The sequence below is a fragment of the Cryobacterium glaciale genome (genome assembly GCF_004402535.1).
Lineage (GTDB): Bacteria > Actinomycetota > Actinomycetes > Actinomycetales > Microbacteriaceae > Cryobacterium > Cryobacterium glaciale.
The window spans coordinates 1-12851 of sequence record NZ_SOEY01000032.1 but is presented as its reverse complement, the minus strand read 5'-3'; the positions used below and the strand labels follow the sequence as shown (position 1 = coordinate 12851).

The 12851-nt window shown below is 68.3% G+C and carries 7 protein-coding genes and 1 pseudogene; 1 reads left to right on the top strand and 7 read right to left on the bottom strand.

Translation table 11 applies throughout. The features are described from left to right. Positions 1-233 (top strand): annotated as a pseudogene (locus E3O06_RS17815) (HNH endonuclease signature motif containing protein); the annotation flags it as partial. An 83-nt stretch (positions 234-316) separates the two neighbouring features. On the opposite strand, the gene E3O06_RS16235 reads toward E3O06_RS17815, so the two are convergent. The 7 genes from E3O06_RS16235 to E3O06_RS16205 all read right to left on the bottom strand — a co-directional run. Then, positions 317-5620 (bottom strand): VWA domain-containing protein, encoded by a 5304-nt coding sequence (locus E3O06_RS16235; protein ID WP_134504423.1) that lies wholly within the window; start codon positions 5618-5620, stop codon positions 317-319. Then, positions 5621-6919, bottom strand: coding sequence for a variant leucine-rich repeat-containing protein (locus tag E3O06_RS16230; protein WP_134504421.1), 1299 nt, complete (start codon positions 6917-6919; stop codon positions 5621-5623). It abuts the gene before it with no gap. Positions 6920-7006: 87 nt separating this feature from the next. Continuing rightward, positions 7007-8848: a DUF7937 domain-containing protein gene (locus E3O06_RS16225; protein ID WP_134504419.1), complete on the bottom strand. Its 1842-nt coding sequence runs from the start codon at positions 8846-8848 to the stop codon at positions 7007-7009. Positions 8849-8906: 58 nt separating this feature from the next. After that, positions 8907-10526: a variant leucine-rich repeat-containing protein gene (locus E3O06_RS16220; protein ID WP_134504418.1), complete on the bottom strand. Its 1620-nt coding sequence runs from the start codon at positions 10524-10526 to the stop codon at positions 8907-8909. A 63-nt stretch (positions 10527-10589) separates the two neighbouring features. Continuing rightward, positions 10590-11252, bottom strand: a complete 663-nt coding sequence (locus E3O06_RS16215) for a hypothetical protein (RefSeq protein WP_134504417.1) — start codon at positions 11250-11252, stop codon at positions 10590-10592. After that, positions 11239-12102, bottom strand: a complete 864-nt coding sequence (locus E3O06_RS16210; protein WP_241980319.1) for a PP2C family protein-serine/threonine phosphatase — start codon at positions 12100-12102, stop codon at positions 11239-11241. Before E3O06_RS16210 ends, E3O06_RS16215 begins: the two co-directional genes overlap by 14 nt. 2 nt (positions 12103-12104) lie before the next feature. Next, the coding region (locus E3O06_RS16205; protein WP_134504416.1) for an FHA domain-containing protein at positions 12105-12851 on the bottom strand (747 nt) is incomplete at its 5' end.

Below are 12851 nucleotides of genomic sequence, written 5' to 3'. Positions count from 1 at the left end.
AAGTCCACCACGTCCACCCCGCCGGACAAGGCGGACCAACCAACGTCGACAACGGAACACTCTTGTGCTGGTTTCATCACCACACCATCGACACCAACGGCTGGCAAATCCGCATGGTCGGCGGAAGGCCCCAAGTACTCGGCCCACTCCTCTGGGACCCCACCCAAACCTGGCGCCCAGCCCACAGCCACCGAGCCAACACCCCCAGCCCCGAACCACCCTGGCGCACCTGAGCCCTGCCGTGTTAACCAGCAGAATCATCCGTTGCCCCATTCTCAAACAGTCGAGCTTTCAGACGTCGGAGATTTTCTGCGGGCTAGGTTCGAGGGCCTGCAGCGGGTTTCGACAGGGCGAGCCGCCGCGGGGCGCTTCGGGCCAGACGGCGAGCGAGCAGGGCCAGCCCGATCGCCGCCAACAGCAACAGCAGCCCGCCGAACACGGTGGCGACGATCCAGATCGGCACGAGCGCTCCGATGCGCAACTCCCGCACCAGCTCCAGTTCAACGCCGCTCGCGGCGTCGTTCGTGCTCGCGCCGCTCATTTGCGCACCGTTCATGCTGACCGTGGCGGTGCCAAGAGCCGTGTGCTGCGGAACGATGGCGGTGAGGTCGGCGCGGCCGTCGGCATCCGCTGTCGTGGTGCCGAGAATGCTCGGATCGCCGGAGAGGGAGACGACGACCGGGGAGCCGGGCAGAAAGCCCGCGCCGGTGACGCGCACCTGTTGCCCCGGTGCCACGTGCACGGCCGGTCCGGTCGCTGCCAGATCGACCGATTTCGTGGGGTTGGCAAGCCCGCTGACCGCGCGACCGACGGATTTCACCAGGCCGGGAGCCGGCACAGCGTAGCTCTCGGCGCTCCCCAGAGCGGATGCCGTGGGTGCGGTGCGCGGCCGGTTCTGGCTCCAGAGCAGCAGGGCGTCGCCGGCGGCGGCGAGGCCGTCGGCGCTCGGTACCAGCTGGCCGTCGTCAGTGGTCATGACGAAGCTGTCGTCGTCGCACAGGGTGTGGTTGGGGTGCAGGGAATCCTCGGGCCCGGCGGCGAAGTACACCTCGTAGCCGTCCGCCGCCACCCGGAGGGCCGCGGTCTCGAGGGCTGCGTTGAGGTACGCGATGACCGTGTGACCGACCTGGGCCTCGGAGCGGCCCCACTCGGTGGTGCAGTCCAGGGCGCGGTCGTTCGCGAACAGCTGCGGGTAGGCCGTCACGATCACCGGAGCGTGGACGCCGCCGCGAGCCTCAAGGGCTTGCTCGGTATTCACCGTTGCCCAGATGCTTCGATAGACCGGGCCCAGGTCGAGCTCCTGCGCCTTGCCGATCACGGTGCGCACGGCCGGGTCGTCGAGCGCGCAGCCGGAGCTGGCGCACAGTTCGAGCAGCGAGTCGAGCCCCACATCGGCGGCGCCGACCGAGACCACGACCTCGCTCACGGCTGGCTCGGCGGCGAGGCGTTCGAGCTGGTTGCCGGCGCCGGTCGACGCCTCAGACCCGAGCAGGTTGTTGCCCGAGGTGCCCGCGCAGGCGAGCACGACGGGTTCGGTCGTGACGGCGAGAGCGGATGCATATCCGCCGGCCTTCGCGTCGTCAGCCTCGCAGCCGGTATCGCCAGAGGCCAGGCCATCGCCGACGAGGGCGGCCGGATAGTCGCTCGCCGCGGCATCCGCCAGAATGGGACCCGGCTCGATCGGCTCGGTGCGCTCGCGCAGCGTCTCGTAGCTGCCCTCGACGATGACCGCGTCGACCTCGGCGCCCCAGGCGATCACCCGGTAGTCGGTGCTCCCGACGGCGTCTTGCACGGTGCTGTAGAGCTGCACGCTCTGCGTGCTGCTCGCGCCCGGTGGCAGGTTGCCGAACAGCAGTTGCGGCGACGGACTGACCAGCGGCACCAGGTCGCCACTCGGAAAGGTAAGTGCCACGGTGATGTCGGCCGCGTCGCGTCCGGAGGGGTTGGTCACCGTCACGTCGATATTCTGGGCCTGGTTGGCCAGAATCGTGTCGCCGGCCGCGACCGTGAGGTCAATGCTGGCCCGTCCGAGGGCGGCGAGCTTGTCGGCGAGCGCATCGACATCCTCAACCGAGGTGTAGGTGCCGTCGGTCTTCTCAGCGATGCACTCGAGTTCGGTCTCGCCGGCTGCAGAGGTCTGGAAGCCCACGCTTTGCACCTGCAGGTCGAAACCCTGCGCGCGAATCTGCGCGGCGGCCTCGCAGGGGTCGTCGCAGCCGCTCTCACCGTCGGAGACCAGCACCACGGTGGCGCCGGTGTTGCCGTCGTCCTGCAGTTGTTTGGTCGCCGCGAGCAGCGCCTCGGCCGTCGGTGTGCCGCCGCCGGCCTCGAAGCTTGCAATCTCGGTGACCAGGTCGCCGGTGCCCATGACCGGGGCGACCTCGATCGCGTAGTCGCCCGACTGCTCGCAGCTGCCGCCGTAGGTCCAGATTCCCATCTCGGAGCCGAGCGGCTGGCTCATGACCAGCTGGGTGAGGGCGTCCTGCGCCTTCTCCACGCGCTCCCCCAGCATCGAGCCGGAGAGGTCGACCACCACGAGAAGGGCCCGGTTACCGGTTCCGGTGGCGGTGTCCGGGTCGCTGCCGGGGGCGTTGACCGGGTCGCCGGTGCCGGCGGGTGACTCATCTTCGGTGTCAACGTCCCAATAGACCTTCTTGACAAGCTGCCACCGTTTGGCTTCCCAATTGATCAGTTCCTTATTGAAAACCTCGAGTTTCACGCCGGCCACGAGGGAGACGACAATGACGAACTTGCTCGCGAAAACGACCGTTGCCGGCTTTCCAGTCTCAAATTTGCTGGTGCTTCCGGCGGTGAGGGTCGGTGCGATTTCTACCCCGAAATAGATACCGGCCATGTCGTAGACCATGGCATCAATACTGAGGGCCAGCTTTGCCGCCAGTTTGACCTCGAGTTCGCTGGTCCACACGGTGGGAGCCACCTCTGTTGTCGTACTGGAGAACTTTTCAATCTTGCCGTTCTCGAGGCGCACACCCATCTCCCGGGTGATGCGTTCGACGCTCGTGTAGGTGGTCGTGCCGGTCAACGACAACGACAGATCGAACTGAGTGACCAGATTGAAGGTGAGCACCCACGGGATGGGTACCGGCGTGGGGATCACACCGACGAGCTGCCCCAAAGAAATATGCGGCAGTTCGGCGACATTCACGTGGATGGGCGACGGATATTGCCCGAGATTGGTGCGCTTTCTTTTCGACCCGTAGGTGACGGCGATGGCGCCGTAGGAACTGACCTCAATCGTCTGCGTCTGCTGTTGTTTCGTGCTCGATTCAAACCGTTCGAGTACCGTGGCCACATCAAAGGTCCACTTCCAGACCGGTGCAATCTTGACGGTCATTGTCGCCCGGGTGACGAGCTCGAAGGCCACCCCGAGGGTGACCCCGGCCTCACTCGTGAATTTGGGCTTGGTCGGAGTAGCCGGTACCGCCGTCGGACTCGGCGTCGGGCTCGACGTCGGCTGGGCAAGTTTCACGTCACCGACCGACCCACTCGCCTCGACGCTCTCGGCCGAGGCCTTGATATTCAGCTTGAGGTCGGCGCTCTTGCTCTCGTATTCGACCGAGACTTCCGGTGCCGTGGTGACGGAAACCGTGGTGCTCAGGTCGACGACACCGACACGCTTGGACTCGGCAAGGTCGGTATCGGTCGCTGCAACGGCTTCGTTGGTCTTTGCGTACGAAGCCGGAAGAACAGTCGGGCCGGTCTGCTCGGTGGACCTATCACTGGCGGGCGCCGCCGTCGGCGCCGAGCCAACGGGTATCACCTGCTGGTCGACGACGCGCACGTCAGCCTGCAGCACGATGTCGCCGAAGGCCGCTGGCCGCGTCGTCACGACGACGAGGCCGTCGACGAGTTCGACCGCCGTGACCTCGCGCATGATGCCCTCGGGGGTCGCCTCCGACACGCCGGCGACGATGAATTCGCCGACGACGGCCGGCGACAGCCCAGAGAAGGAAATCGACGAGGCGGTCACGTCGCTCGCCAAGGCGAGGCTCCCCCCGTCGAGCACGACGGTGCGATTGTTCGCGATGGCCACGCTCTCGGCCGGTGCCTCGACCGTGAACGCCACCGCGGCCTGCCCGGTCTGTCCGGCCCAGTCGGTGACCGTGACGCTCACCTCGTGATCGCCCGGGGTCGCAGAAGTCTCGATGCTCCACAACGGCGGGCTCACGGTCGCGTCCACGCGGGCACTGCCAATGGAGCGACTGCCGAGGCGCACCTCGACGAGTTGCACGCCGGCATCCGCTTGGGTGATCGTGCCGTGAATGACGAAGGTGCCGCCGGCGTCACCGAGGTCGATCGAGCCGTCAGCGGCCGGTTCGGTGATGCTCACGCCGGGCGCGGAGCCGGCGGGCTCGACCGCGGTCGGAAAGTAGCCGAGCAGGGTGAGCGAGTCGGCGATCGCGCCGTCGGGCAGGCTGATGGTGCCGCCGGGCCCGGCGATCACCAGAGTGGATGCCGCACCCCGCACCGGCAGGGTCGTCTCGCGTCGGTCATCGGCTCGGCTCTCGCCGGCATCGGCACTCACCGTCCCGGGCGTGGGGCTGGTGACCTGAACGCTGTAGAGGGCGGAGCCGACAACCGCGCCGACGGCACCCGTCGGCAGGGTCGGCGTGAGGCCTGCGGTGTCGAGGTTGGCTGGGTTGAGGTTGGCTGGGTTGAGGTTGGCGGCGGCGACGGGCACCAGGCCACCGGGGATGGTGGCGGCATCGAGCGAGCGGCCCTGGCCGGCCACCCAGCCGGTGACACTCGCCCGCACCTGGTCGACCGTGCCGCTGAAACGCCATTGAAACAGCCCGCGGTCGTCGAGCGGAACGAGTACGAGGGCGTTGGTGAAGGCTCCGACGCTCTGCAAAACGACCGGTGCGTTGTCGGGGCCCGTGGTCGGCAGGCTGAGCCGCGCGTCGAGGCCGAGCAGGGCCACCTGCAGCCAGACGGCCGCGACTCCCTCGGTCGGCACCGCGCCGAGGCCCTGCGGGCTGAGCGTGATGGGGGTGTCGAGGGCGGCGAGGGTGCCGCCGAGGCCGGTGTTCGTGTCTATGACGGGGCGCGGTGCGATGGCCGCGCTGCCGCCGGGGCCGACCGATGGTTCGTTTTTCTCGGCGGCCTGCAGGTAGGCGAAGAGGGTCAGGGTGACGGCGACCGTCTGGTCAGCGGTCAGCGTGACGGTGCCGTCGGCGTCGAGCAGAACCAGCTGTGACGTCGTGACGGGCGTGTTCGCACTGAAGCTCACGGTGGAGCTGTCCTGCTCCGCCCCCGTCACGATGCCGCCGGCCTCGGCGCCGGGAACGATCTCAAGTTGCAGCAGAACCGAGGTGGTGTCGGTCGGGAGGGAGGCATCCGCTCTGTCGATGGTGAATGCGGTCGCCGCGCCCGCGACGAGGTCGTCTGACCCAACGCTGAACGGCTCGACGGCGTGCCAGCTTCCGGCCGAACCGGCGTCGTCGAGACCGTCGAGGGTGCCGGCGGCGGCGCTGTTGCGGCCGTCCATGAGAAACCAGACGACACTACTCAAGAGTGCCAGGGTCACGACGAGCCCGGCAGCGATCATGATGAGTGCCGCGCGACGACGCGGCGTTGGAGCGGCCCCCGAGGCGCTCACTTACAGTTTTCCCAGCTCGTCGATGCTGCCGAGAACTTCGGGAGTGATCAGCACAAGCCTGGACCCGTAATCGGATTCGACGCTCGTCACCTGCAGCGAGAGGGTGGTCACGCCGGCGACGAGCCAGCTGAAGGCCACCGGAGGCCCCTCGGCCAGCGGATAGCGGGCAATTTCGGCGCCGTCGGCGAGCACGACCACGGTGATGGTCTCGTCGTCGTACTGGTCATCTTCGAGGCCGAGCGACCCGGTCACCTCGGCGACGTGGCCGTCGAAGGTCCAGGTGACCGTCTCGGTGTCGGGGGACGCCGACACGGTCACCGCGTCGTCGTAGTCCTGGCCGCCGACGGTCTGGGTGCTGCCGAAACTCGTCGATCCCGTGCTCGGATCGATGTCGTCGAGCGAGATGCGAGACGCGCTGTCGGCGATCACGATCGCGACCGATTCGGGCAGGGGCGAACCGGGTGCCGGAACGATGCTGGTGACCGTGCCGATGACGGCGCCGGGAACGTATTGGCGGATTTGCGCGACGCTGGCCCCCATGCCCTGCAGCTCGTCGATGATCTCGGTGGCTGGCCGGTCGGCAAAGACGGGCACGACGGCGGGCGTGGATTCCAAAATGGTCACGCTCGTGGGGTTTTCGGCACCGAACACCGGCGTCTGCTGCACGATGACGCCGACCACGCCGGCGGCCGGGCGGGTGGCCACCTCGATAAGTTCGGCGGGGATCCCCGCGTCGACGATGGCCTGGGTGGCCCGCGCCGTGTCGAGTCCGCGCACGTCGGGCATGATCGCGACGTCGCCCGGCTCGTATTCGGGCAGCGCCACGGTGATGACCTCTGGACTCGCGCGCGACGTTTCGGCGACGACGAGGTGGTTGGCCACGGCCCAGCCGGCGAAGACTCCGCCGGCACCACTCGCGAGCATGAGTGCGAGAACGGATGCCCCCGCCACGGCCATCCACCACCGCGCCTTGTGCTGCCGCGACTCGGGTGCCGTGGTGTCGGCAGCCGGGCTGGCCGTCTCCGTGGCAGTCGCCGGGCTCTCGAAGGGCGCGACCGCGGGCGCCGGCAGCTCGGTCTCCGTCACGTCAGCCGCGACTCCAGCCGTCATCAACGCAGCCGCGGCCTGGTCAGCCGCCGTGACGTCGGCGATCCACTGCACCAGCGCGGGGTAGCTTGCGGGGTTCTCGGCGATGATCGTGCGCAGTTGCGGATGCTGCTGGGCCAGTTCGGCGAGACGTTCCGGGGTACTCCGGGGGTCGGCCGCGAGGTTCTGCAGGGCGATAAGCGTGGGGTTCACGAGCTGGCTCCGGTGCTGGGTGTGCGCGAGGTGACGGTCGAACCGCCCAGCGCGCAGGTGGCGCGCTGGGCGGTTTTTCGGGCGAGGTCAGAGGCCGCGGGCGCGCAACGCCTGCTGCACGAGCGGGTCGGGCGACTGCGCCAACCAGGTGAGCAGATCGGGATAGGTGCTCGGGTTGCCCGCGAGGTGCGGCCAGACCTCTGGGTGCTTCTGGGCGAGGTCGTAGAGCTCAGCGGCCGGGGTGGCCGGGTCTGCGGCGGCCAGGCTGGCAGCGCTGGGCGGCGCGACCGGCGCTGCAACCGGCACCTCGACGGGCAGCTCAACCGTCGCTTCGACCGGAGCTGGCGGAGCGACCGGCGCTGGCGGAGCGACCGGCGCAGACGTGACCGGCGCCGCGGCATCCGCTTGCACGGTCGGTGCGACAGCAGCCGGAACAACCGGGACAGCCGGGACAGCCGGGGCAGCAGCCGCATAGCCGGTGTAGGCCGCCGGAGCCTGTGCCCGCACCGGGCCGTACTGGGTGAAGTAGCCGCGAACGGCGGCCGGAACGGTCAGCGCGTAGAAGATCAGCGCGGGCAGTCCGAAGGCGAGGGCCAGGCTCAGCGTGGCCGCAGTGGTGAGGATGATCAGCGAGAACGAGCTGTACGACGTTCCCTCGAACAGCCAGGAATACAGCCCGGAGAGGTTCTCGTCGCTGAGGGTTTTGCTGCGCAGCACGACGAAGACGATGCCGAGCACGGTGATCAGGCCGGTGAGGCCCAGTACGAGCCATTGGCTGCCAGCCGGGTTCGACCGCAGGGTCGTGCGGGCGATGATCGCGACCACGATGGTGATCGAGAGCACGATCGCCGCGCCGATGTTGAGGCCGGTCGTGCCGGAATTTGAGCCGGCCCCGATCAGGTTCGCGATGACCAGCAGCAGACTCAGGCCGGCGGTGCCGATGACGAGCACGAGGGTGAGGGAGGCCACCCCGAACCACTTGCTGATCGGTTCGGTCGGCGCCATCGCGAGACGCAGCGCCGGCGAACTGGCGAGGCCGAGCAGTCCGGCGAGCAGAACGAGCGGATAGCCGCCCCAGCCGAGCGATTCGACGCCGCCCACCGAGAGGGAATGGTCGGCGAAGGCGTCGATGATGATGACGCCGACGGCCACGCCGCCGAGTGTGCGCGCGATGGTGAGCCAGGTCGCATTGCCGCGCACGATTCCGTAGATCGGCAGCACTGCAGCGGCCGCGCCGGCCAGAATGGCCACGATCGCGGTGAGCAGCACCACGGCACTGACCTCAGCGGATGTCGTCGCCACGATTCCCAGGATGATCCCACCCAGCACGGTCAGCGCTACCACCGCACCGTAGCCGATCACGATGCGGTACCACAGCCGGATGATCGGGTGCTCGCCGACGATTCCCACGAGTTCTGCTGAGCGGGGCTGGGCGGCGAGGAACGCACCGGCCAGGCCGAGGCCGGCCGCATAGCCGAGCCCGGTCGGTTCATCAGTTGAGAACGCATCGACGAGCATGAACCCGAGCACGAGGAGCGCATAGGGAACGTTGACGAGCAGTCGGATCAACCAGATTTGGGCGAGCCCGACGCCAGGACCGAAGACGCCGGCGCGCAGCAGGTAGGTGAGGCTGAGCGAGAACAGTGACAGCAGCGTGATGAGCACGACCTCGATGCGTCCGGTGGCACCGATCGTTTCGCTCATGCTGTAGTTTTCGGAGCTGAACATCCACGGCAGCGCCAGGGAGATCAGCAGCAACAGCAGCGCACCGCCATCGCGCGCCCAGTCGGAGGCCGGGATGCCGGCGAACGGGTTCGGGCGGGCGGGCGGCGGCGTGTACTGGGGTGCGGCGGGCGCAGCGTACTGCGGAGCAGCCGGCGCGGCATACTGCGGTGCGGCCGGCGGTTGCTGGGTCGGGTCGAAGGTCATCTGGGTCCTCTGTCGTCGTTCTGGCTGCGTGTCACTGATTCGGGCGAGTCTGGTTGCGTTACTCGTAGAGCCGGTCAAGCTCGCCGTCCTGGCTGAGTTTCACGAGCTTTTCCACCGTGATTCCGGTGATGTCGGCGACGGTGCGCAGGGGGCTGACGAACCATCCGCTCTGCTCCTGCACGGCGAGAACCCGCCAGCTCCCCGCACCGAGCTCTTTCATCACGGGAAGGTCGTCGAGGCACCCGTCGAAGGAGGAATAACCCGAATCGGTGGTGACGCACACCCCGTTGACTTCGGTGAGATAGGGCCAGTCGTAGCCGTCGCCCTCGATCACGATGCTGTCGATGTCCAGACGTACCGTCTTGCCCTCGACCTGCGGAGTCACCACGAAGTCGGTGATCTTCAGGTTGTCGTAGTCGCCGCCGCCCTCGGTGGGCATGAGCGCGTCACCATAGAGGCTGAGAAAGCGGCGTTCCGACTCGGGCAGCACGGCGGCGAGGTCGTCGTAGTCGCCGTTCTCGCCGAAAGCGATCACGGCCTCGGCGAAGCCCTCGGCTGCAGCGTCGGCAGTCTCGAACGAGGCCACGTCGTCGGCGGCGACCAGGCTGCCGCGCGCGGAATCTGACAATGTCCCCTGCAGGATGTTCTCGCCCGCGGTCAGCAGCGGGCTGACGTACCAGGAGCCGCCCTCTCGCACGGTGACGATGGCGGCGTCGTGTCCGAGCTCGTCGGCGAGGTCGGCGGCCGTCTGCGTGAACGGCAGCAGGTCGTTCAGCTCGTCGATCGAAGACTCGCGCAGGTCGGCGATCATCGAATCGGTGTCGCTGTCGTCGGAGCCGAAGGACTCCTGCTGCAGCCGCAGCTGCGGAGCCACCACCTCGAGGTAGGCGTCGGTGATCGTTTCGGCATCACCGTTCATGGTCATTTCGCCCGCGGTGATGGTGACCACCGCGATGCCCTCTTCAATGTCTTCGGTCTCGAGTTCAAGCCCGGTCAGCGTGATGTTCAGGCTGTCGACGACCGTGTTGATGAGCTCTGGCATATCCACCGGGTCGCCGTTCTCGTCGTCCATGGCGATGGTACCGAGCTGATCGATCGGCGCCTTGAATGACTCGATCTCCGCGGGAGACAACGAACCGTACAGACTGATCAGATCCATATCGGCGGTGCCCTCGAGCAGTTTCTCGACCGCTGCCGTCGGCGAGGCCGCCCCGCCGAGCTTCGAGAAGATGGCCCCGTAGGCCCACACGCCTCCGCCGGCGGTCAGCAGCACGACAACACCGATCGAGCCCCAGATCAGCAGTTTCTTGCGCGGGCGCCGTGCTGCTTGGCCGGGTACTGCCTGGCCCGGCGCTGGCTGGCCGAATGCTGCTTGGCCGCTCGGCGCAGCAGCGGCTGCCGGCTGGCCGAAGGGGTTCGGCATAGCGGATGCCGCCGGCTCAGTCGGCAGGACCGGTACAGCGCCGACCGGTACAGCGACGGCCGCTATTGCTGCGGGCGTGACGGGCGCGATGGTGCCGAGCTGGAGCATCCACTCAATCAGGGCCGGGTAACAGGCCGGGTTCGCCGCGATGACGGGGTGCAGCTCGTGGTGGGCTGCCGCGATCTCGCCGAGGCGCGCCTGCGGGGTGGCCGGGTCGGCGGCTTCTCTGAAGAGGGGGGAGGTGGAATCTGTCACGAGGGTGGAGCTCCTAGTTTCTCGGTGCTGACGGAAGGGTGCACAGTGCGGGGTGATGCGGCATCACCAGGTGAAAACGGTAAGGACCGTGTATCCGGCGGCGGCGAGCACCGCCAGGACTGTGGTCGACATGATCGCGACCAGTGTGAACCTGCGGCGGCGACGCTTCACGGCGGCGGCGCGCTCCCGAATCTCGGCAGCGGCGTCAGCGAGACGGAGGCGGGACGGATCGGGTTGCGCGTCGGCAACGGGCAGTGGGGCCTTCGGTGCGATGATCGCCGGTGTCGGACGTGCCGCGTAGCGCACACTCGCGCCGCTCTGCACCTGCGGAGGCTCATAACGGCGTTGCAGCGCGTCGGCAACGGGAGTATGCACGGGAGCCGCCGCCCGCCGACTGCTCAGGAGCGTGTCGGCGGCCGTGCTCCCCCGCGATGAACGCACGGTGGCTTCGTCGGCCGGGTCGGTGTCGGCGTAGTCGGTGTCGGCTTCGCCTGCCGCCACGGTGGGGCCGCTTCCCCGGGGCTGTCGTGCCACGATTCGGGTGTGTTCGTCGGCGTTGCGCTGCACGATGACGGTGTCGTCGTCGAGGTCGGCGGGCTCGCTGCTGATGCTGGGTACCGGCGCCGCGCCGTGACGCGGCCCGCCCCGACGCACAATTCTGGTGGCCTCGTCGAGGTCGTCGTCGGCGGGCTCCGCGGCGGGTTGCGCTGGATCAGCGGGCTGCATTGCGGGCCACTCGCTGTACTGGTCGGGTGTCTTCGGTGCGGGTGTCGATGGTGTCGGAATGGTCGTCGCCGATGGCTACGCCGTGCCAGGAATTGACCCCGCCGGCGATGACATCGATCACGATCACCGACACGTTGTCGCGGCCGCCGTGTTCGAGGGCGCCGGCGAGTAGCGCGTCTGCCGTCTGCTGGGTGCTGCCGCCGAGGGTCAGGCCGGCTTTGATGGCCTCGTCGGAGAGCTCGCCGCTGAGCCCATCGGAGCACACCAGCAATCGTTCGCCGGTCACGACCGGGCGCAGCCAGTAATCGGCGCCGCTGTTGTCGGCACCCATTGCACGGGTGATGACGTTCTTGCGGGCGAAGGTGGCGACATCCGCTTTGAGCAGTGAGCCTTCGTCGATGAGCTCCTGGGCGAGGGAATGGTCAACGGTGAGCTGCTGGAACTCCCCTCCGTGCAGTCGGTAGACCCGCGAGTCGCCGACGTTCACGATGAGCCACTGCGGGGCATCCTCGTGGTCGATCAGCACCAGGCCGGTGAGGGTGCTGCCGGCACCGCGCCCGGTTGAATCGGACACGGCTCGCACCATGGTGTGGGCACGTTCGACGGCGGCCACCACGTCGCCGGCCGGCAGGGCGGTGCGGCCGACGCAACCCTGGAATTCCGCGATCACCGCGGCGCTCGCGCGCTGGCCCGCTTCGAGGCCGCCCATTCCGTCGGCGACGATGAACACCGGTTGGGACGCCAGCAGCGAGTCTTCATTCTTACTGCGTTTGCGGCCGACGTCGCTGCGTGAACCGCACTGCAACGACACCCCGGCACTGGTCGCCCGCTGGTCGGCGATGTGGGTCAAGTTCAGGCCTCCAGGTAGATGCGCGCGGCGAGCTCCCCCAGCAGGAACCGATCGGTCAGGGCGGCACTCGCACCGGCATCGAGCTCGTTCTCAATACCGCCGCCGTCGATGAGTACGACGCCGTTGGTGGACTGCAGGTCGCTGATACCCCAGACTCCCTCAACGAAGTCGAGGCGGGCGTGGGTCTTCGACACGGTCTTGCCCGGGTCGTGCAGCGGCACCAACTGCGCGTCGGGATGTGCGGCGCCGCGCGCGGGGTTGCGCCCGAGCAGCACCACCGGTTTGGTGAGCGAGAACTTGAGACCGTGTTCGGTTTCGAGGGTCCACGGCTTCATGCGACGCACCACGATCATGGTCTCGTCAAGGTCGTCGTCCTCAGCGTCGTCTTCGTCAAGGTCTGCAACGAATGCGGCTTCGACCGGTGCGCTGGCGGCACTGGCCGCGGGCGTTGGGGCGGGGACGACGGCAGGGACGACGGCGGCGATCACAGCGGCAGCCGCGGCGACGGGCACTGCTGCGACAGGTGCTGCTGCGACGGATGCCGCCCCAGCGGCACCGACGGCGGCCGATGGCTCATCGAACGGAGCGGGCGCCGGAGCTGCGCTGGCCTGAACGACCGGTGCCGGCGGAGCCCACAGGTTCGTCGGTTCTGCGGCCGGGGCGGGCGGGGCCGGCTCGACTGGCGGGGCCGGCGGGGCCGGCGGTGCGGGCGGGGCCGCGAACACGGGCGGTGCGGGCGGTGCAGCAAA